Here is a 20,212-nt window from a genome sequence, read left to right as displayed (position 1 = left end):
GACACCCCTCTTCCCCGTCGTGCGGAGAACGGCTGCCCGTGCCCCGGCCACGCCGGGCGTAGCGCAAAGGTCCCCTCCTGCCCGAGGGCGGGCAAGGAGGGAGAGCCACCCTTACCTGAGCACGGACGAGCAGGAGCACGGGAAAGATAGAGATGTCGGCACCCAACAAGTCGTACGACCCGGTCGAGGTCGAGGCCCTCAAGCCCGAGGTGGTGGAGCAGGCGCGGGACGAGGCCGTCGCCGCCTTCGCCGCCGCCAGCACGCTCGACGAGCTGAAGCAGGCCAAGGTCGCCCACACCGGCGACCGCTCCGCGCTCTCCCTCGCCAACCGCGAGATCGGCGCCCTGCCCCCGCACGCCAAGGCCGCCGCAGGCAAGCTGATCGGCCAGGCCCGCGGCGCCGTCAACCAGGCCCTCGCCAAGCGGCAGGTCGAACTGGAGGCGGAGCGCGACGCCCGCGTGCTGGTCGAGGAGGCGGTGGACGTCACGCTGCCGTACGACCGCGCTCCGCGCGGCGCCCGGCACCCGCTGACCACGCTGGCCGAGCGCATCGAGGACACCTTCGTCGCGATGGGCTACCAGGTCGCCGAGGGCCCCGAGGTCGAGGCCGAGTGGCTCAACTTCGACGCCCTCAACCTGGGCCCGGACCACCCGGCCCGCTCGATGCAGGACACCTTCTTCGTCCAGGCCCCGGACGGCTCCGCCGACTCCGGCGTGGTGCTGCGCACCCAGACCTCCCCGGTCCAGGCCCGCACCCTGCTCGACCGCGAGCCCCCCGTCTACGTCGTCTGCCCCGGCCGGGTCTACCGCACCGACGAGCTGGACGCCACCCACACCCCGGTGTTCCGCCAGGTCGAGGGCCTCGCGGTGGACGAGGGCATCACCTTCGCCGACCTCAAGGGCACCATCGAGGTGCTGGTCGAGAAGCTGATCGGCGGCGGCCTGGAGCTGCGCTGGCGCCCCTCGTACTTCCCGTTCACCGAGCCGAGCGCCGAGATCGACCTGCAGTGCTTCGTGTGCCGCGGCGAGAGCGTCGGCAACCCGGACCGCCCCTGCCGCACCTGCTCGTCCGAGGGCTGGATCGAGCTCGGCGGCTGCGGTGTGGTCAACCCGCGCGTGCTGGTCGCCTGCGGCGTCGATCCGAACCGCTACAGCGGGTTCGCCTTCGGCCTGGGCCTGGAGCGGATCCTGATGAATCGTCACAACGTCGCCGACATGCGCGACATGGTCGAGGGTGACGTGCGTTTCACCCTCCCGTTCGGGATGGAGATCTGATGCGCGTCCCGCTTTCCTGGCTGCGTGAGTACGTCGACCTGCCGGCCGGCGAGACCGGCCGTGACGTGGCGGAGCGCCTGGTCCGGGCCGGCCTGGAGGTCGAGACCGTCGAGCAGCTCGGCGGCGACCTCAAGGGCCCGCTGGTGGTCGGCGAGGTGCTCTCCATCGAGGAGCTGACCGGCTTCAAGAAGCCGATCCGGCACTGCTTCGTCAACGTCGGCGACGCCAACGGCACCGGTGAGCCGCAGGAGATCGTCTGCGGTGCCACCAACTTCGCCGTCGGCGACAAGGTCGTCGTGGTGCTCCCGGGCGCCGTGCTGCCCGGCCCCTTCCCGATCTCGGCCCGCCAGACCTACGGCCAGACCTCGGCCGGCATGATCTGCTCCGCCCGCGAGCTCGGCATGGGCGACGACCACGACGGCATCATCGTGCTGCCGCCGGAGTTCGAGCCCGGCACCGACGCGATCGAGCTGCTCCAGCTGGTCGACGAGGTGCTGGACATCGCCGTCACCCCGGACCGCGGCTACTGCCTGTCCCTGCGCGGCGTCGCCCGCGAGGCCGCCGCCGCGTACGGGCTGCCGCTGGCCGACCCGGCGCTGCTCGACGTGCCGCCGGCCAACTCCTTCGGCTACCTGGTCAAGGTCGCCGACCCGGCCGGCTGCGACCGCTTCGTGGCCCGTACGGTCGTCGGCGTCGACCCGACCGCCAAGTCCCCGATCTGGCTGCAGCGCCGCCTGCAGAAGGCCGGCATCCGCCCGATCTCGCTGACCGTCGACATCACCAACTACGTGATGCTGGAGGTCGGCCAGCCGCTGCACGCCTACGACAAGCAGCGCGTGGAGGGCCCGATCACGGTCCGTCGGGCGGAGCAGGGCGAGACCCTCACCACCCTCGACGGCGTGAAGCGCACGCTCTCCGCCGAGGACCTGCTGATCTGCGACAACAGCGGCCCGATCGGCCTGGCCGGCGTCATGGGCGGCGCCTCCACCGAGATCCTCGACCCGGCCGCCGGCCCGGGCACCACCGAGGTGATCATCGAGGCGGCGCACTTCGACGCGGTCGCCATCGCCCGCGCCGCCAAGCGGCACAAGCTGCCCTCCGAGGCGTCCAAGCGCTTCGAGCGCGGCGTCGACCCGGAGGCCGCCCGCGCCGCCGCCCAGCGCGCCGTCGACCTACTGGTCCTGATCGCCGGCGGCACCGCCGAGGCCGGGGTCACCGACATCGCCGCCCCGCACCCGGTGCGCACCATCACCATCGCCGCCGACCTGCCCGACCGGGTCGCCGGCACCGCGTACGGCCGCGAGACCGTCACCCGGCGCCTGCAGGAGATCGGCTGCTCGGTCGCCGGCGCCGACATCCTGGAGGTCACCCCGCCGACCTGGCGGCCCGACCTCACCGACCCGTACGACCTCGCGGAGGAGGTCATCCGGCTGGAGGGCTACGACAACGTCCCCGCCCGGATGCCCAATGTGCCCCCGGGCAAGGGACTGACCGAGGCCCAGCGCACCCACCGCCGGATCGGCGTCGCGCTGGCCGGGGCCGGCTACGTCGAGGTCAACAACTACCCGTTCCTCGGCGAGAGCGCCTTCGAGGCGCTCGGCCTGGAGCCGGAGGACCGGCGCCGCCGCACCGTCAAGCTGGTCAACCCGCTCAACGACGAGGAGCCGGCGCTGCGCACCACGCTGCTGCCGGGCCTGCTCGGCGCGCTGCGCCGCAACGTCGGCCGGGGCAACACCGACCTGGCGATCTACGAGACCGGCACCGTCTTCCTGCCCAAGGACGAGCTGACCGTGGCCCCGCGCCCGGCCGTCGACCACCGGCCGAGCAACGAGGAGCTGGCCGAGCTGGACGCCGCGCTGCCGGACCAGCCGCGCCGGGTCGCGGTCGCCCTCGCGGGCGAGCGGCTGCCCTCCGGCTGGTGGGGCCAGGGCGCCCAGGCGTTCTGGGCGGACGCCGTCGAGGCGGCCCGCACGGTGGCCCGCGCGGCCGGTGTCGAGCTGACCGTCCGCCAGGGGCAGCAGGCGCCCTGGCACCCGGGCCGCTGCGCCGAGCTGCTCGTCGCCGGCACCGACCGGGTGGTCGGCCACGCCGGTGAGCTGCACCCGCGCGTCGTCAAGGCGCTCGGCCTGCCGGCCCGCACCAGCGCGATGGAGGTCGACATCGACCTGCTCACCGCCGACGGTGCCGAGAAGGTCAACGGCCCGGCCGTCTCCGGCTTCCCGGTGGCCACCCAGGACGTCGCGCTGATCGTCGACGCCGCCGTCCCGGCCGCCGACGTGGAGGCCGCGCTGCGCTCCGGCGCGGGCGAACTGCTGGAGGCCATCCGGCTGTTCGACGTCTTCACCGGCGAGCAGGTCGGCGAGGGCCGCAAGTCGCTGGCGTACGCGCTGCGCTTCCGCGCCGCGGACCGCACGCTGACCGCCGAGGAGGCGACCGCCGCCCGTGAAGCGGCCGTCGCCGAGGCCGTCGCCCGCACCGGCGCGGTGCTGCGCGGCGCCTGATCACGCCCGGCCCAAGGGCCCCGTCCGGACCTCGGTCCGGGCGGGGCCCTTTGCCTTTCCTTGGGTTGACGGCCCGTCGCCATCGCCACTTAACTCATTAACTATGGAACTAGACAAAGGTGCCGACCAGCCCTCCCCGATCGAGTTCCGTCTGGACCCGGCCTCCGGTGTCCCGACCTACCTGCAACTCGTGCAGCAGGTCGAACAGGCGCTGCGGATGGGCTGGTTGACCGAGGGGGACCGCTTGCCCCGGGTACGCGAGGTGGTGGCGGGGCTGGCGATCAACCCCAACACCGTGCTCAAGGCGTACCGCGAACTGGAGCACCGCGGCCTGGCGGTCGGCCGGCGCGGTCAGGGCACCTTCGTGCGTGGGCTGCCCGCCGGAGTGGTGCCGCTGCGCGAACGGGCCGCGCTGCGGCGGGGGCTGCTGGACTGGATGCGCTCGGCGCGGAACGCCGGGCTGGACGAAGGGGGGATGGTCGCGGTGTTCGAGGACGCGCTGCGCGACCTGCGCGAGGGACGGGACGGGGTGGTGGCCTGATGGCCGCGGACACGGTGATCGACTGCGGCGGGCTGGGTAAGCGCTACCGCCGCTCCTGGGCGCTGCGGGACTGCAACCTCGCCGTCCCGGCCGGGCGCGTGGTGGCGCTGGTCGGCCCGAACGGCGCCGGCAAGTCCACCCTGCTGGGCCTGGCCGCCGGCCTGACCCTGCCGAGCGAGGGCATGCTGTCCGTCCTCGGCGGTCAACTCCCGGGCTCACCAGAGGCGTTGGGCCGGATCGGCGTCGTCGCCCAGAACGCCTCGCTCTACCCGGGCCTGCCCGTCCGCGATCTGCTCCGGATGGGCGGCCACCTGAACCGCCGCTGGGACGGGGCCCGGGCGCGTACCCACCTGGACGGTCTCGGCATCCCGCTGGACCGCAAGTACGGCCGGCTCTCCGGCGGCCAGCAGGCCCAGGTGTCGCTCGCCCTGGCCCTCGCCAAGCGTCCTGAACTGCTGCTGCTGGACGAGCCGTTGGCGGCCCTGGATCCGCTGGCCCGGCACGACTTCATGGCCGTGCTGCTGACGGCCGTGGCCGAGGACGGCCTGTCGGTGGTGTTCTCCTCGCACGCCGTCAACGAGCTGGAGCAGACCTGCGACTACCTGGTGGTGCTCGGCGGTGGCCGGGTCCAGGTGGCGGGGGAGGTGGACGACCTGGTCGGCGGCCACCGGATGCTGACCGGCCCGACGGCCGAGGCGGACGAGCTCGCCGCCCGCCTGCCGGTGGTCCGCGACCGCCGGGCCGGCGTCCAGTCCCACCTGCTGGTCCGCACCGGCGGCGTGGACGCGCCGGTCTCCGGGGGCTGGCGCCAACAGCGTGTCGGCCTGGAGGAGCTGGTGCTCTCCTACTTGCGCGAGCCGGCCGTCTCCGCCCTGCCTGGCCCGCGCGGGGCCGTCCGTACGTCCGAGAAAGCGATGCTGTCATGAGTGCCGTCACCGCCGTTCCCGCCGCGCTGCCCCGCAGCGGCGCGATCCGGGCGGCCTGGCTCCGCCACCGGTCCGCGCTGCGGACCCTGCTGGGCGTCCTCGCCGGGCTCACCCTGCTGCTGGCCGTCACCGGGTACTTCCTGCACGCCGGGTTCGAGCGTTCCGGTGCGGGTGGCTGCGACATGACGACGCGGGCCTGCAACGAGCGGTGGAAGGAGTTCCTGCGCGAGTACGGTACCGAGCTGACGGTCGGTGGGAACATCGTCTACTTCCTGGGCGGAGCCCTCGGCGCTTTCGTGGGCGGCCCGTTGCTGGCGCGGGAGTTCGAGCACGGCACGGTCCGCTTCGCCTGGACCCAGGGGGCCGGGCGGACCCGGTGGACGGTGGGTGTGCTGGCCGTCGTGGGCGGTGTGCTGGCGGCCGCGACGGTACTGGTGGCCGTGGTGTTCAGCTGGTGGATCGCGCCGATGGCGGGGGAGTCGGGCCGCTTCCTGCCCCTGCTCTTCTCGGCCGCTCCGCCCGCCCTGGTCGGCCGGGTCCTGCTGGTCTTCGCGGTGGCCGCGCTCGCGGGCGCGGTGCTGCGGCGGACGGTGGTGGCGGTCGGGATCGGTGTGGTGGCCTCGGTCGTGACCACTCTGGTGGCCGAGTCCCTGCGCTTCCACTACCGAACCCCGCTGGAGGAGACGGTGCACACGCTGGCCCAGTCCTCGGTCGACCACCGCTGGGAGTTGAGCGTGTGGTACGCCGACCCGGCCGGGAATCGGATTCGCAGTGGTGAGATCTACGACCTGGGACACGACTACTACGGCGCCCAGAAGCTGGTGAGCGAGGGAGGCTACTCGGTGCACGAGACGTACCAGCCGGACGGGCGCTACTGGTCGTTCCAGTTCATCGAGCTGGGGTGGATGCTCCTGCTCGCGGTGGCGCTGTGCGCGGCGACGGTCTGGTGGGTGCGCCGCCGGGCGGTCTGAGCGGAGAGATCGAGGACGGTCGGTCAAAGCCCTTGCCGTGGCGGCCGCCTCCGGGCCCTTCGTCCGGTAGCGAAGAAATTTGAAGAGGTTCTGTCAAAACCCTTGCGGAGGCGGGGGTTCGAGGCGCTAATTTCCCGTTAGGAAAGTTTCCTAACCGCCCGAGGAAACGGAGCATCGTATGCGTCCCCAGTACCACCGTGCCCTGCGCATAGCCCTCGCCGCCGCCCTGGTGGCCGCACCCGCCACGGTCGCGGCCGCCGGCGCGGCCGCCGCCGCCCCGGCGGCCGCGGCATCCGTCCAGCTCAAGGGAGTCGGGCTGGACGACCCGCACAAGAAGGACATCGCGATGCAGCTGGTGTCCAGCGCGGAGAACTCCTCGCTGGACTGGAAGGCCCAGTACAAGTACATCGAGGACATCGGCGACGGGCGCGGCTACACCGCCGGCATCATCGGCTTCTGTTCCGGCACCGGTGACATGCTCGACCTCGTCCAGCACTACACGGACCTCAAGCCCGGCAACATCCTCGCCAAGTACCTGCCGGCCCTGAAGAAGGTCAACGGCAGCGCCTCGCACTCCGGCCTCGGCACCCCCTTCGTCAAGGACTGGGCCACCGCCGCCAAGGACACCGTCTTCCAGAAGGCCCAGGACGACGAGCGCGACCGGGTGTACTTCAACCCCTCCGTCAACCAGGCCAAGTCGGACGGCCTGCGCGCGCTCGGCCAGTTCGCCTACTACGACGCCATCGTCATGCACGGCCCCGGCAACAGCTCGGACAGCTTCGGTGGCATCCGCGCCGCCGCCATGAAGAAGGCCAAGACCCCCGCCCAGGGCGGCGACGAGGCCACCTACCTCAAGGCCTTCCTGGACGCCCGCAAGGTGGTCATGAAGAAGGAGGAGGCGCATTCCGACACCAGCCGGGTCGACACCGAGCAGTCGGTCTTCCTCAACGCGAAGAACTTCGACCTCAACCCGCCGCTCAAGTGGAAGGTCTACGGCGACAGTTACGCCATCAACAGCTGACGTGACGTAGGCCTGGGCCCGGGAGCGGCATGCTCCCGGGCCCCGTCGCCGTCCGCCGGCCGGTGCTCAGGCGCTCGCGGTGTAGTCGTAGAAGCCGCGGCCGGACTTGCGGCCCAGCAGGCCCGCGTCGACCATCCGGGAGAGCAGCGGGGGAGCGGCGTACAGCGGCGGCAGGCCCTGGCCGGCCGTGTCGCCGTACGGCCGGCCAGGGGCGTGCTACTCGCTCGGGACCGGTTCCATGAGGAACCCGAGACGAGGAGGTACAGGCTCGTCGTCAGCCCGGAAGACTGGCCGGCCGAGCGCCTGTTCCGGGTCGGGACTCACCTGCTGCTGCCGGTACCACTCGACAACGTGCGCGTAGCGCGGGTTGATGTACTCACCCATGGGAGAACCTCCTGTCGACTGTCCGGCAGCGTACGCGTCCGTCAGGCAACGGCCGGCTTGTTGCAGGGCTTCTCCGGTTTCGGCATGGGCCGGATCTTGCAGCGCGGCGCGTGCTGGCAGTTCGCCGCGACGGATACGAGGGAGTCGTCCGTGGGCGCCCGCCACAGCTCCGGGTCGACCTCGAACCCGGCGGCCCGAATGGCGTCCTGGGTCTGATCCAGGATGTTCGGGTCGAAGTTGTCCGGGTCGAAGCCGGGACTGTGGTGGACGAACACGCCCTCACGGGCGCACAACTCGGAGTAGACCTCGGTGTGGACGATGAGTGCGTGCCAGCCCTCGTCCACGATGCGACTCGGCGCCATGGCCAGGTGGGGGCGCCGGGCGCCGGTGACGACGAACGCGAGCGCCTCGCGAACGATGCGCTCCGCCATCTCGACCGTCATGCCCTCGTTGTTGTCGAGCACGGTGGACACGACAGAGCCGAACGTCGTCGCGCTCACGAGCGGAATCGGCGAGCTGATCATGATGATGCTCCTCTCGGTGATATCGAGTGGCGCTACCTCCCGGACCCGGTGTTGTCGCCAGGCTGGGAGGAAACGAGAACAGGGCAGTGTTCGACGACCGCCGTGCGGACGGTCGGATCTGTCCCGAGGCGGGTCTACTCGTAGGCCGCTCGGTAGCCGGGTAGCCGGTCACCAGATCCAGGGCGACCCACTGGTCGGGGTGGCCAGCTGGGCGTTCCACCAGCTCCGGGCGGTAGCGGGCGGCGACGCGCTGCCGACAGGTCAGGCGGTCGCCGTACGACACCCGCGCGACAGCGACGGCATCCCCTTCGAGGGCGAGCGTCCAGTCGGTGGCCTCGTCGCCGTGCATCCAGCGCTCCAAGTCGCGCGTGTCGCCGCTGCCCACCAGCCGCTCCATCGCCCGCAGCTGGTACTCGCCGATCGGCAGCTCGCGCAGCGTCTGCCACAGGATGTCCAGAGCCTGCAGCGCCGGCGCGGTGACCGGCTCCAAGCGGCTGTCCACCGAAACGGTCAGGTCGTCATCGATCAACGCGGGTCCTCCTCGGCGCAAGCCGGGTGAGCAACAACAGCCCAGCCGAGCGGCGCCGTCCTGGAGCCGGTCGACGTGTAGACGTGGCCAGCCGCAACCATCGGAGGCTCAGGAGAGCCACAGCTGATGCACGCCTCCCCGTGGAGCCGCGCGGGGCCTATTGACCCCGGGTCGACAACCTGCCGGTTCGCTGTCCCCGTCACGCCACTAAGCGTCCCCGGCAGCCATCCCCGAAAGTGCCACAACCTGTGGCACCCCCTCAGACCGCCTTGGCCCACCGCGCGAACTGGAGCAGCTGCTCGTCCCGGCCACGAGACAGCCGGACCATCGTGGCCAACTCCGCACGCACCTGGCCGTGTTCACGAACATGCTGGGGCGCGATCTGCCGCGCCACCAGCAGCGACTCCTTCGCGTGCTGCGGCTGTCCCAGCGTCATCTGGGCGCGCCCGAGGTCGATGTAGTAGTGCGACCGCCGTTCTGCGGGGAGGTCCCGCGGGGGCGCCCACCGGGCCGCTGTCTCCACCGCCGCCCGGAGGTCCTCCTGCTCGCCGACCTCGACTGCCACCGAGAGCCGGTGGATCTCCAGCGAGTCCGGACCAACCGCGGTCCCGTCGTACAGTCCCTCCCGAACGCGTCGGGACAGCACCTCGGCGTCCCGAAGGTGCTCTCGGGCCGCGTCCGGGCGCCGCATTCGTCCAGCCACGACTGCTGCCCGCATGTGAAGCGCTGCAGCCGCAGCGGCCAGCGGCTCCGTCGTTGGCGCCGGCATTTGGTCGGCTGCGGCCCGGAGCGACCGCAGACCAGGATCGAGCTGGCCTGCGGAGAAGAACGTCTCCATGCGGACGTAGGCGGCAGCAGCTTCCAGCGCCGGGTCGTTGGTGAGCCCCGCCGCCCACCGCATCAACTCGACCAGCCGGGCGCTTAAGTCCCGGTAGCCGTATTTGTAGGCCACCGCGTCTGCCGACCTGACCGCCAGCGCCAAGAGCCGCGCGGCCCGCTCACGCTCAACGCCGCGCGCCTGATCAACGGCGCGAAACAGCTCCGCCAGCAGGGGCGGTATCTGCTGGGCGAGACTGACGTACTGGGACTGCACCCGGTCATCGACAGTCCGATCGACGTCGCCCGCGATCGCGGACACCGGCCGCACCGGGCCGTCGTCCGGCAGGTCGTAGGCGGCGATGACACGCTGCAGCTCAGGGATAGCCTGGTGCACCCTGCTATCCGTGCGCCGCGGTCCCTCCGTCAGGTCCTCCGGGGCGGTCCCGATCGTCCTGGCCAGCGCATCGAGTACCGAGTCACTGGGCCGGCGCTCGCCATCCTCCACCTTGCGGATCATGCTGACGCTGACGCCAGATGACTCCCAGACCTGGCGTCGACTCAACCCCGCAGCCTTGCGCGCGGTTTCGATTCGCAGACCGAGTGCGGCAGCAGTCGTTCCGGGCATAGTCCGGCCTCCGTTCCGTGGTCGCACGCGGAACGGTACCGGCGCCCGAGCGGGAGCTGGGCGGATTCGCCCCGACGGTCATGCCGTCGGTGCGGTCCTGCTACGGGCCGACGAGCAACTCAGCCAGCTCGGTCAGCGAGGTGACCGTCCAGTCCGCGTCTGACGCGCTGGTCGTAAGGCCGATCGGCCCCCGGCGAAGATGCGCGGCGCGCAAACCTGCCGCCCGGGCCGGCGTGACGTCGTTCGCCGGGTGATCGCCGACGTACACGATCTCGTGAGGCTCACCGGGCGCCCACGTCGTCACCCGCTCGAAGAAGGCCGGGCTCGGCTTGGACACCCCCCACTCTCCGGACGTAGCGATGGCGTCGGCCGACAGGTCCAGCGCGCGCAACAGCTCCGACACGCCCGAGTTCTGGTTGCCTGCGATCCCGACCCACAGCCCGGCCGCCCGCAGCCTGGCCAGCGCGGGGCGCACGTCCGAGTAGAGGTCCGACTCCTCGAGGTGGTCTCCCTGTCCGGCAGCCTCCCGGGCCCGCCACTCTGCGGCCACGTCCACGTCCGGCCGGGCGATCCGGATCGCGTCCGCGTTGTCGCGGCCATGGGCAAGTACGGCCCCCACCAGAGCCGACATCGTGTGTGTTGGGACGCCGAGCCACCGGGCCCAGTCGCCCCAGTAGCGGGTGTCGCTGGTCAAGGTCTCGCCGATGTCGAACACCACAGAGCGCATGGAGTTGAGCCTATACGGGGGCCTTCCAGGGCAAGATCAAACGGTGTGGCCGAGACCTTCGAGGTCTCGGCCACACCGCATTGTGCTGACTGGGCGCCAGCTAACTGAGGTGCGTTCGTGCAGGTCAGGCGCTCGCGGTGTAGTCGTAGAAGCCGCGGCCGGACTTGCGGCCCAGCAGGCCCGCGTCGACCATCCGGGAGAGCAGCGGGGGAGCGGCGTACAGCGGCTCCTTGTACTCGTCGTACATCGACTCGGCGATCGAGACGATGGTGTCCAGGCCGATCAGGTCGCACAGCCGCAGCGGGCCCATCGGGTGGGCGCAGCCGGCCTCCATGCCCTTGTCGATGTCGGAGGCGGTGGCCACGCCCGATTCGAACATCCGCACCGCGGACAGCAGGTAGGGCACCAGCAGCGCGTTGACCACGAAGCCGGCCCGGTCCCGGGCGCGGATCGGCTCCTTGCCGAGTTCCTGCGAGGCGAAGGCCTCGACCCGCTCGGTGGTGACCGCCGAGGTGGTCAGGGTCGGGATGACCTCGACCAGCTTCTGCACCGGCGCGGGGTTGAAGAAGTGCAGGCCGATCACCTGCTCGGGGCGGGAGGTGGCGGCGGCCAGCTTCACGATCGGGATCGAGGAGGTGTTGGAGGCGAGGATCGCGTCGCGGCGCTCGACCACCTGGTCCAGGGTCTGGAAGATCTTGACCTTGACGTCCTCGCGCTCGGCGACCGCCTCGACCACCAGGTCTCGGTCGGCGAAGTCGGACAGCTCGACGGTGAAGGTCAGCCGGGCCATCGCCTCGTCCCGCTGCTCGGGGGTCAGCTTGCCGCGCTTGACCGCCGTGTCCAGGGAGTTGGTCAGCCGGGTGCGGCCGAACTCCAGCGCCTCACCGCTGGCCTCCGCCACCAGGACGTCCAGCCCCGCCCGGGCGAAGACCTCCGCGATGCCCGACCCCATCAGGCCGCAGCCGATCACTCCGACGCGCGCGATGTCACTCACTCAGTTGCCCTTCGGTGGTGCTGGGGGTCGCCCAGCGACTGGTGGCCCAGCGAGCTGCTGGTCTGCGGGCCGGGGTACCGGTATGGGTGCACCGGTCACCGCCCCGACGACGTTACTACTCCGTACCGGCCAGTAGGTCACCCCCTCCCCGGGCGGGTGCCACCGCTTCCGATCGCCCGATCGGGTGAGGCCGCGCCCGCCGCCCGTGCGCCCGGGGCCGCGCCCGCCCGGTGGCCGCGAGAATGCCGCAGACGGGGGCCGGGGACGGGAAGGGAGCACGTGGTGTCGACGGTATCGCTCACAGGACAGGTCGCCCTGATCACCGGCGCAGGCCGGGGCATCGGCCGGGAGATCGCCATCGGCCTGGCCGCCGAGGGCATGGCCGTCGGCCTGGTCGGCCGTACCCACGAGACGCTGACCGACACCCTCAAGGAGTGCGTCCGGCACGGCTCCCGGGGCGTCGCCGTCACCGCCGACGTCACCCGCCCGGGCTCGGTCCGGGAGGCCGTCCGGCTCGTCGAACGCGACCTCGGCCCGGTCGACCTGCTGATCAACAACGCCGGCCTGGTCGACCGCGCCGAGGTGCCGCTCTGGGAGACCGACGCCAACCAGTGGTGGCAGGTGATCGAGACCAACCTGCGCGGCCCCTACAACCTGCTGCGCTGCGTCCTGCCCGGCATGGTGTCCCGGCGGCACGGCCGGGTGGTCAACCTCAACTCCGGCTTCGCGCTGCGCCCGGACGGGGACTACACCGCGTACGCCACCTCCAAGGGCGCGCTGCTGCAGCTCTCCGACAACATGGCGGACTCGCTCGCCCAGCACGGCGTCGTCATCCTCGACATCAGCCCGGGCGCGGTGGCCACCGACATGACCGCCGGGATGCCGATGTTCAAGGACAAGAAGACCTGGGGCTCCATCCCGTACATGGTCGCGGTCACCGCGGACGTGGCCCGCGGCCGCTTCGACGGCCTGCACGGACGGTTCATCCACGCCGAGCGGGACGACCTGGAGGAGCTGGTCAACCGGGCCGAGGAGATCCGTACGGCGGACGCCCGGACGCTGCGGCTCCGCCCGTACAAGGAGGACGACCCGATGGGCTGAACAGGCCCGGGTGGCGGGATCCTAAGCGCACAGCTGACTGGCGGTCACCGGCTTCAGGCCCGCCTTGGCGAGGCCGTCCAGGATGGCCGGCAGCGCGTCCACCGTGCACTGGTGGCCCATGTGCAGGGCGACCACCGAGCCGCCGCGCACCGAGCCCAGCACCCGGCGCTGCAGCTCGGCGGCCGTCGGGTCGTTGTAGTCGCGCGGGTCGACGTCGAAGGAGAGCACGTGCTCGTAGCCGACCGCCCTGGCCTGCTCGCGCACCATCCGGTTGGCGTACTGCGTGGCGGACGGGCGGAACCAGCGGCCGATCGAGCCGGTGAGCCGCTGCAGCCGGTCGGCGCACTGGGCGATCTCGGCGCGCGCCTGGTCGGGGCTCATCGCGGAGATGTTGAGGTGGTTCTGGGTGTGGTTGCCCAGCTCGTGGCCGGCGTCCAGGATCCGGCGGGCCATCTGCGGCTGCTGGTCGAGCCAGCTGCCGACCGCCATCACGGTCAGCTTGGCGCCGCGCTGCTCGGCGGCCTCCAGCAGCGCGGTGGCCAGCTTCGGATCACCGCTGCCGTGGACGGTGAGTGCCACGTTCTTGCCGGTGCGCGGCCCGTTCACCACCTCGACCGGGGTGCCGGGGGCGAGCGGCGGCAGCACGGGCGGCGTCGGCGGCTGGGTGGCGGCCGCGGTGGCCGTTTCGGTCGCGGTGGGCTGCGGCTCCGGCGGGGCGCTCGGCGCGGCGGAGGCCGGGCCCTCGCCGCCGTTCCAGGCCGGGTCGGTGGTGTGCTGCGGGTCGACGGTGCCCGGGTGCACGGCGAGCGTTCCGGTGTCGGCCCGATGCGGGGTGCCGCTGGTGCACGACGTCAGGAGCCCGCCGGCGGCGGTCAGGGCGGCCAGCTGGGCGGCGGTGCGCAGTACGGTGCGGCGGTCGGCAGTCATCGGCAGTCAGCATAGAGAGGGCGGACCTCCGGGGCGATCCGGGGAGCGTCCGGATACCGCCGTTGACGTGCACACACTCCACCGGCCGGGTGTTGCGTAAACCTGAACTCCCGCTGTTTCCCCGGCGTGTCGTCGGATACGATCACGGCGCACCGTACGCCACGCAACGATGGCGGGGTCGGAGGCGGGTCAACCGGCCGTACCGGACGGGCCCGCCGACCGCCGCGGCGGTGACCATGTCCGGCAGTGAGCATTGCATTGGGGGGCGGAACAGGATGCACGAGGACACCGCGGCGGTCGGCGAGGCCACCGGCACCGACTGGGACTGGGCCAGAGCGGACGACTGGCAGCCGCCGAGCGAGCTCGACACCGGCGTCCCGCACACCGCCCGGATGTACGACTACTACCTGGGCGGCAAGGACAACTTCGAGGCGGACCGCAAGGCCGCCCAGGCCGCCATAGCCGCCTACCCCGCGCTGCCGCTGCTGGCCCGCACCAACCGCCGGTTCCTCGGCGACGCGGTCGAGTTCGCCGCCGGTCGGGGTATCCGCCAGTTCATCGACATCGGCACCGGCATCCCGGCCGTCGGCTCCACCAGCGAGGTCGCCCAGCGGGTCGCCCCGGACGCCCGGGTGGTGTACGTCGACAACGACCCGATCGTCGCCACCCACGCCCGCGCCCTGCTGGCCGGTCACCCCGCCGGGCACACCTCGGTCATCGAGGCCGACCTGCGCGACCCGGCCGAGATCCTCGACCACCCGGGGCTGCGCGCCGCCGTCGACCTGTCCGAGCCGGTCGCGCTGATGCTGGTCGCCGTGCTGCACTTCATCCGCGACGAGGACGGTGCCCAGCAGATCGTCCGCACCCTGCGCGACGCGCTCGCCCCCGGCAGCGCGCTGATCCTCTCCCACGGCAGCCCCGACTTCGCCTCCCGGGAGAGCGCCGCCGAAGGCACCCGCATCTACCGCAGCGCCAGCGCCCCCCTGGTGCTGCGCCCGCGCGCCGACGTCGAACCCTTCTTCGGCGACTTCGAGTTCGCCGGCCCCGGCCTGGTCCAGCTCCCGCTCTGGCGCCCCACCTCCGGCCACGTCCCGACCACCGAACTCCCCGAGGGCTGGCAGGACGTCTCCGCCTACGCGGGCGTCGCCTTCAAGAAGTAGCCCCACCCGCGGACCGGTCCCGGCGCCTCCCTCCTGCGCCGGGACCGGGCCCGCACACCGAACTCTAGGGTCGAGCACTGACAGCCCGTCACCCGGCCCCGGGGACGTATCGGGAGAAATTGCTGCGACACCGGGCCCGGGCGAGTGTTAGCTTCCGCGGCATGGAACCCCTGAGCGAGAACGAGATCCGCGCGTCCTTCGTCAACTGCTCCAAGGGCGAGGCCCGTCGGCTCAGCCTTCCCCGGGGCCTGGCCGAACTTCCCTGGCAGAACCTGGACTTCCTCGGCTGGCGGGACCAGGGCGCGCCCGACCGGGCGTACCTGGTGGCGCCGTACGCGGGCGAGCCGGTCGGCGTGACGCTGCGGGTGCCGACGATCCGCCGCAGCCTCACCAAGACGAACGTCTGCTCACTGTGCATCACCGCGCACGCCGGCTCCGGCGTCGCGCTGCTCGCCGGCCGCCGGGCCGGGGCGGCCGGGCGCGAGGGCAACACCGTCGGCACGTACATCTGCGCCGACCTCGCCTGCTCGCTGTACGTGCGCGGGCTGAAGAAGTCCACCTTGATCACCAGGCCGGACGAGTCGCTGCCGCTGGAGCTGCAGATCGACCGGACGGTCGGCAACCTGGACGCCTTCCTCGCCAAGGTGCTCGGCGACACCACGCCCTGACGGGATCAGCGCCCGCGCAGGTGGTTGAGGTCGCGCCGTTCGCGCTTGGTCGGGCGCCCCGCGCCCCGGTCCCGCTCGCCGGCCGCCACGACGACCTCGCGCGGCGGCCGCGGCGGGCTGTTGTCGATCAGGCACTCCGCCGCCACCGTGGCGCCGACCCGCTTGCGGATCAGCTTCCGCACCACGACGACCCGCTCGTAGCCCTCCTCGCGCACCCGCACCTCGTCCCCGGGGCGCAGCGCCTGGGCCGGCTTGACCCGCTCGCCGTTCACCCGCACGTGCCCGGCCCGGCAGGCGGCGGCCGCCAGCGCCCGCGTCCTGGCGAGCCGGACCGACCAGATCCAGCTGTCCACCCGCACGCTTCCCTCGTGTTCAGCCATCCCTGGAGCCTACCCAGCGCGGGCCGAGACCGGCCGGGCCGACCCGGGCGCTAAGCCGCCTGCGGCTCCTCCTGGACCGCCCAGCCGTTGCCGTCCGGGTCGTTGAAGAACACGAAGGAGTTCCACGCCTCCCCGTGCCCGTTCACCCGCAGCCCCGCCTCGAAGTGCTGGACCGGGCTGACCTCGACGCCCCGCGCCGCGAGTTCGTCGTGGGCCCGCTCGATGTCCGGCACGACCAGCTGCAGCCCCTTCACCGATCCGGGCGGCGACGTGATCACCCCGGTGCCGACCACGATGGAGCACGCCGAGCCCGGGGGAGTCAGCTGGACGACCCGGACCCCGTCCCGCAGCCGGGTGTCGTGGTCGACCGTGAAGCCGGCCCGCTCCTCGTAGAACAGCTTCGCGCGGTCCACGTCGGACACCGGGACCACCAAGACCTCGAGCTTCCAGTCCATCGCCCTCACCCCTCTCGGCCGGGCTCTTTCAGTATCCGTCGAAACGGTTCCCCGTCGGGGTGTCGGATAGCCTGAGAACACGATGAATCCCGAGATCACGCCCGCCGCGGCGACCCCGTTCAGCACGCCGTGGGGCGTCTTCGACCTCACCCGCTTCCCCGAGGACCCGCGCGAGCGGCTGCGGGCCTGGGACGCCGCCGACGAGTACCTGCTGCGCCACCTCGCGGGCGAGGCGGACGGCGCCGACGGCGCCACGGACCTCGCCGGCCGCCGGATCGTCGTCCTGGGCGACCGCTGGGGCGCGTTGACCACCGCGCTCGCCGCCCACGAGCCGGTCCAGATCGTCGACTCCCACCTCGGCCGCCGGGCCACCCTGGCCAACCTGGCCCGGGCCGGCGCCCCCGCCGACCCGGCCCGGCTGCGCACCACCCGGGACACCCCGCCGGAGCGGATCGACGTCCTGCTGGTGCGCGTCCCCAAGAGCCTGGCGCTGCTGGAGGACCAGCTGCACCGGCTCGCCCCCGCCGTCCACCCGGGCACCGTGGTGATCGGCACCGGCATGGTCACCGAGATCCACACCTCGACCCTCCAGCTCTTCGAGCGGATCCTCGGCCCGACCCGCACCTCGCTCGCCGCCCGCAAGGCCCGGCTGATCTTCTGCACCCCGGACCCGGCGCTGGACCCCGGCCCCAGCCCGTGGCCGCACCGCTACGCGCTGCCGCCGGACGTCGGCCCGGTCTCCGGGCGCACGGTGGTCAACCACGCCGGCACCTTCTGCGCCGAGCGCCTCGACATCGGCACCCGCTTCTTCCTCGGTCACCTGCCGACCCCCGCCCCCGGGGCCCGGGTGGTCGACCTGGGCTGTGGCAACGGCGTGGTCGGTACGGCCGCCGCGCTGGCCGGGCCGGGTATGGAGCTGGTGTTCGTCGACGAGTCCCACCAGGCGGTGGCCTCGGCGGAGGAGACCTTCCGCACCAACCTGGGCCCGGACGCCCGGGCCGAGTTCCTGACCGCCGACGCGCTCGCGGCGGAGGTGATCGCCCCGGGTTCGGTGGACCTCGTCCTGAACAATCCGCCGTTCCACTCGCATCAGGCCACCACGGACGCCACCGCCTGGCGGATGTTCACCGGTTCCCGGCGGGCACTGAAGCCGGGTGGGGAGCTGTGGGTGGTCGGAAACCGCCACCTCGGTTACCACGTCAAGCTGCGCCGTCTCTTCGGCAACTGCCAACTGGTGGCGGGGAACCCCAAGTTCGTGGTGCTGCGCGCGGTCAAGCGGTAGTCCGGCGCCCGCCCGGTCCGCCGGGCGGGCGAGGGGCGGTTTTCGGGCGTTCTCCGCGGTCCCGGCAGGAGCTTCTTGCATGGATGTTCCGTGCTGCGTATATTCATGCCACGACAAAGGAGGAACGCCATGGCATTGCGAGTCGCCGTCGCCGGCGCGAGCGGATACGCGGGCGGCGAGGTGCTGCGCCTGCTGCTCGGCCACCCCGAGGTGGAGATCGGGGCGCTGACCGGCGGCTCGAACGCGGGCACCCGGCTGGGCGCGCTCCAGCCGCACCTGATCCCGCTCGCCGACCGCGTCCTCGAACCCACCACCCCCGAGGTGCTGGCCGACCACGACGTGGTGTTCCTGGCGCTGCCGCACGGCCAGTCCGCGGCCGTCGCTGAGGCGCTCGGCGGCAACGTCCTGGTGGTCGACTGCGGCGCCGACTTCCGGCTCCGGGCCGCCACCGACTGGGAGCAGTTCTACGGCTCCGCGCACGCCGGCACCTGGCCCTACGGCCTGCCCGAACTGCCCGGCCACCGGGCCGCGTTGAAGGGCAGCAACCGGATCGCCGTACCCGGCTGCTACCCGACGGCCGTGTCTCTGGCGCTGTTCCCGGCGTACGCGGCCGGGCTCGCCGAGCCGGAGGCCGTCGTGGTCGCCGCCTCCGGCACCTCCGGCGCGGGCAAGGCCGCCAAGACCCACCTGCTGGGCAGCGAGGTCATGGGCAGCGTCAGCCCGTACGGCGTCGGCGGCGTGCACCGGCACACCCCGGAGATGGTGCAGAACCTCACCCCGGTCGCGGGCGAGCCGGTCACCGTCTCCTTCACGCCGACCCTCGTCCCGATGCCGCGCGGCATCCTCGCCACCTGCTCCGCCAAGGCGAAGCCCGGGGTGACGGCCGCGAGCCTGCGCGCCGCCTACCGCGACGCGTTCGCGGCCGAGCCGTTCGTCCACCTGCTGCCCGAGGGGCAGTGGCCGCAGACCAGCAGCGTCTACGGCGCCAACACCGCCCTCGTCCAGGTCGCGCTGGACGCCACCGCCGGGCGGATCATCGCGATCAGCGCGATCGACAACCTGGTGAAGGGCACCGCGGGCGGCGCGGTGCAGAGCATGAACATCGCCCTGGGCCTGCCCGAGGAGCTGGGCCTTCCCGTGAACGGAGTCGCACCGTGAGCAGCAGCACGAACGTGGGGGTGACGGCCGCCAAGGGCTTCCGCGCCGCCGGCGTCACCGCCGGCATCAAGGCCTCCGGCACCCCGGACCTCGCCCTGGTGGTCAACGACGGCCCCGCGCTCGCCGCCGCCGGCGTCTTCACCGCCAACCGGGTCAAGGCCGCGCCGGTCCTCTGGTCCGAGCAGGTCCTCAAGGGCGGCCAGGTCTCCGCCGTGATCCTCAACTCCGGTGGCGCCAATGCCTGCACCGGCCCGCTCGGCTTCCAGGACACCCACGCCACCGCGGAGAAGGTCGCCGAGGAGCTGAAGCTCAACGCCGGCGAGGTCGCCGTCGCCTCCACCGGTCTGATCGGCGAGCGCCTCCCGATGCACGTCCTGCTGCCCGGCGTCACGCTGGCCGCCCAGGAGCTGAGCGCGACCGGCGGCGAGGCCGCCGCGATCGCCATCAAGACCACCGACACCGTGCACAAGACCGCCCAGGTCACCAGCCCGGCCGGCTGGACGGTCGGCGGCATGGCCAAGGGCGCGGGCATGCTCGCTCCGAGCCTGGCCACCATGCTGGTCGTGATCACCACCGACGCCGACCTGGACGGCGCCGCCCTGGACGCCGCGCTGCGCGGCGCCACCCGTACCACCTTCGACCGGATCGACTCCGACGGCTGCATGTCCACCAACGACACCGTGCTGCTGCTCGCCTCGGCCGCCTCCGGCGTCACCCCGGACCAGGCCGAGTTCGCCGAAGCCGTCCGCACCGTCAGCGCCGACCTGGCCCGCCAGCTGATCGCCGACGCCGAGGGTGCCAGCAAGGAGATCCGGATCGACGTCACCGGCGCCGCCACCGAGGGCGAGGCCGTCGACGTCGCCCGGACGATCAGCCGCAACAACCTGCTCAAGTGCGCCATCCACGGCGAGGACCCCAACTGGGGCCGGGTGCTGGCCGCCATCGGCACCACCGACGCCGCCTTCGACCCGGACCGGCTGGACGTGGCCATCAACGGCGTCTGGGTCTGCCGGAGCGGCAGCGTGGGCGAGGACCGCGACCTGGTGGACATGAGCGGCCGCGAGGTCGTCATCACCGCGAACCTCAACGCCGGCACGGCGAGCGCCTCGCTGTGGACCAACGACCTCACCGCCGACTACGTCCACGAGAACAGCGCCTACTCCACCTGATCCGCGACACCTGACGCGCGACACCCGTTCGGACGAGGGACACCCGTGAAGATCGCACCCAAGGGCGAACAGGCCC

The 20,212-nt window shown here is 72.3% G+C and carries 21 protein-coding genes and 1 pseudogene; 13 read left to right on the top strand and 9 right to left on the bottom strand.

Going from position 1 to position 20,212, the window contains the following annotated elements:
- Positions 1 to 152: 152 nt before the first annotated feature.
- The 6 genes from pheS (at position 153) to P3T27_RS23715 (ending at position 7,234) form a co-directional block, all read left to right on the top strand.
- Positions 153 to 1,274: a phenylalanine--tRNA ligase subunit alpha gene (gene pheS / locus P3T27_RS23740; protein WP_280681692.1), complete on the top strand. Its 1,122-nt coding sequence runs from the start codon at positions 153 to 155 to the stop codon at positions 1,272 to 1,274.
- Positions 1,274 to 3,775 (top strand): phenylalanine--tRNA ligase subunit beta, encoded by a 2,502-nt coding sequence (gene pheT / locus P3T27_RS23735; RefSeq protein WP_280681690.1) that lies wholly within the window; start codon positions 1,274 to 1,276, stop codon positions 3,773 to 3,775. The genes pheS and pheT overlap by 1 nt, the downstream gene beginning before the upstream one ends.
- Positions 3,776 to 3,878: 103 nt before the next feature.
- On the top strand, positions 3,879 to 4,316 hold the full coding sequence (locus P3T27_RS23730) for a GntR family transcriptional regulator (RefSeq protein ID WP_280681688.1): 438 nt from the start codon (positions 3,879 to 3,881) through the stop codon (positions 4,314 to 4,316).
- The gene (locus P3T27_RS23725; RefSeq protein WP_280681686.1) at positions 4,316 to 5,242 is read left to right on the top strand and encodes an ATP-binding cassette domain-containing protein; all 927 of its coding nucleotides are present in this window, start codon (positions 4,316 to 4,318) and stop codon (positions 5,240 to 5,242) included. Before P3T27_RS23730 ends, P3T27_RS23725 begins: the two co-directional genes overlap by 1 nt.
- Entirely contained in the window at positions 5,239 to 6,213 is a 975-nt protein-coding gene (locus tag P3T27_RS23720; protein ID WP_280681684.1) for an ABC transporter permease subunit, read from the top strand. Before P3T27_RS23725 ends, P3T27_RS23720 begins: the two co-directional genes overlap by 4 nt.
- A 178-nt stretch (positions 6,214 to 6,391) precedes the next feature.
- A complete protein-coding gene (locus P3T27_RS23715) occupies positions 6,392 to 7,234 on the top strand; it encodes a chitosanase (RefSeq protein WP_280681682.1) in 843 nt (280 codons plus the stop codon).
- A gap of 66 nt (positions 7,235 to 7,300) precedes the next feature.
- Here the strand turns inward: P3T27_RS23715 and P3T27_RS23710 are convergent.
- The 3 genes and pseudogenes from P3T27_RS23710 to P3T27_RS23700 form a co-directional block, all read right to left on the bottom strand.
- Positions 7,301 to 7,402 (bottom strand): annotated as a pseudogene (locus P3T27_RS23710) (3-hydroxyacyl-CoA dehydrogenase family protein); the annotation flags it as partial.
- Between the two features lie 48 nt (positions 7,403 to 7,450).
- A complete protein-coding gene (locus tag P3T27_RS23705; RefSeq protein ID WP_280681680.1) occupies positions 7,451 to 7,618 on the bottom strand; it encodes a hypothetical protein in 168 nt (55 codons plus the stop codon).
- A gap of 41 nt (positions 7,619 to 7,659) precedes the next feature.
- A complete protein-coding gene (locus P3T27_RS23700; RefSeq protein ID WP_280681678.1) occupies positions 7,660 to 8,142 on the bottom strand; it encodes a hypothetical protein in 483 nt (160 codons plus the stop codon).
- Positions 8,143 to 8,341: 199 nt separating this feature from the next.
- Here P3T27_RS23700 and P3T27_RS23695 point away from each other — a divergent pair, with 199 nt between their 5' ends.
- Complete coding sequence (locus tag P3T27_RS23695) at positions 8,342 to 8,701, top strand: hypothetical protein (protein WP_280681676.1); 360 nt, start codon at positions 8,342 to 8,344, stop codon at positions 8,699 to 8,701.
- Between the two features lie 229 nt (positions 8,702 to 8,930).
- Here the strand turns inward: P3T27_RS23695 and P3T27_RS23690 are convergent, their stop codons facing one another.
- The 3 genes from P3T27_RS23690 to P3T27_RS23680 all read right to left on the bottom strand — a co-directional run bounded on the left by P3T27_RS23690 (position 8,931) and on the right by P3T27_RS23680 (position 11,836).
- On the bottom strand, positions 8,931 to 10,115 hold the full coding sequence (locus P3T27_RS23690) for a helix-turn-helix transcriptional regulator (protein ID WP_280681674.1): 1,185 nt from the start codon (positions 10,113 to 10,115) through the stop codon (positions 8,931 to 8,933).
- Between the two features lie 100 nt (positions 10,116 to 10,215).
- Positions 10,216 to 10,842 carry an HAD family hydrolase gene (locus P3T27_RS23685; protein WP_280681670.1) on the bottom strand — a complete coding sequence of 209 codons (627 nt, stop codon included), beginning with the start codon at positions 10,840 to 10,842 and terminating at the stop codon, positions 10,216 to 10,218.
- A 124-nt stretch (positions 10,843 to 10,966) separates the two neighbouring features.
- Complete coding sequence (locus P3T27_RS23680) at positions 10,967 to 11,836, bottom strand: 3-hydroxybutyryl-CoA dehydrogenase (RefSeq protein WP_280681667.1); 870 nt, start codon at positions 11,834 to 11,836, stop codon at positions 10,967 to 10,969.
- 282 nt (positions 11,837 to 12,118) lie between these two features.
- On the opposite strand from P3T27_RS23680, the gene P3T27_RS23675 reads away from it, so the two are divergent.
- A complete protein-coding gene (locus tag P3T27_RS23675) occupies positions 12,119 to 12,937 on the top strand; it encodes an SDR family oxidoreductase (RefSeq protein WP_280681665.1) in 819 nt (272 codons plus the stop codon).
- A gap of 21 nt (positions 12,938 to 12,958) precedes the next feature.
- Here P3T27_RS23675 and P3T27_RS23670 read toward each other — a convergent pair whose 3' ends face one another.
- Complete coding sequence (locus tag P3T27_RS23670) at positions 12,959 to 13,864, bottom strand: polysaccharide deacetylase family protein (protein WP_280681663.1); 906 nt, start codon at positions 13,862 to 13,864, stop codon at positions 12,959 to 12,961.
- Between the two features lie 275 nt (positions 13,865 to 14,139).
- On the opposite strand from P3T27_RS23670, the gene P3T27_RS23665 reads away from it, so the two are divergent.
- Positions 14,140 to 15,024, top strand: a complete 885-nt coding sequence (locus P3T27_RS23665; RefSeq protein ID WP_280681661.1) for an SAM-dependent methyltransferase — start codon at positions 14,140 to 14,142, stop codon at positions 15,022 to 15,024.
- 161 nt (positions 15,025 to 15,185) lie between these two features.
- Complete coding sequence (locus P3T27_RS23660; protein WP_280681659.1) at positions 15,186 to 15,692, top strand: FBP domain-containing protein; 507 nt, start codon at positions 15,186 to 15,188, stop codon at positions 15,690 to 15,692.
- A gap of 5 nt (positions 15,693 to 15,697) precedes the next feature.
- On the opposite strand, the gene P3T27_RS23655 is transcribed toward P3T27_RS23660, so the two are convergent.
- Together P3T27_RS23655 and P3T27_RS23650 are read right to left on the bottom strand one after the other, a co-directional pair.
- Positions 15,698 to 16,072 (bottom strand): S4 domain-containing protein, encoded by a 375-nt coding sequence (locus P3T27_RS23655; RefSeq protein WP_280681657.1) that lies wholly within the window; start codon positions 16,070 to 16,072, stop codon positions 15,698 to 15,700.
- A 50-nt stretch (positions 16,073 to 16,122) separates the two neighbouring features.
- Complete coding sequence (locus P3T27_RS23650; RefSeq protein ID WP_280681655.1) at positions 16,123 to 16,527, bottom strand: VOC family protein; 405 nt, start codon at positions 16,525 to 16,527, stop codon at positions 16,123 to 16,125.
- Between the two features lie 82 nt (positions 16,528 to 16,609).
- Between P3T27_RS23650 and P3T27_RS23645 the strand changes: the two genes are divergently transcribed.
- From P3T27_RS23645 to argJ, 3 genes are all read left to right on the top strand, one after another.
- Entirely contained in the window at positions 16,610 to 17,809 is a 1,200-nt protein-coding gene (locus P3T27_RS23645) for a methyltransferase (RefSeq protein WP_280681653.1), read from the top strand.
- A 129-nt stretch (positions 17,810 to 17,938) separates the two neighbouring features.
- On the top strand, positions 17,939 to 18,967 hold the full coding sequence (argC, locus tag P3T27_RS23640) for an N-acetyl-gamma-glutamyl-phosphate reductase (RefSeq protein WP_280681651.1): 1,029 nt from the start codon (positions 17,939 to 17,941) through the stop codon (positions 18,965 to 18,967).
- 14 nt (positions 18,968 to 18,981) lie between these two features.
- Positions 18,982 to 20,136, top strand: a complete 1,155-nt coding sequence (gene argJ, locus P3T27_RS23635; RefSeq protein ID WP_280681873.1) for a bifunctional glutamate N-acetyltransferase/amino-acid acetyltransferase ArgJ — start codon at positions 18,982 to 18,984, stop codon at positions 20,134 to 20,136.
- Positions 20,137 to 20,212 lie beyond the last annotated feature (76 nt).

Origin of the sequence: Kitasatospora sp. MAA19, assembly GCF_029894125.1 — a bacterium.
Lineage (GTDB): Bacteria > Actinomycetota > Actinomycetes > Streptomycetales > Streptomycetaceae > Kitasatospora.
Note: the sequence above shows the minus strand (reverse complement) of the source record. Positions and strands in the feature narration are given on the sequence as shown.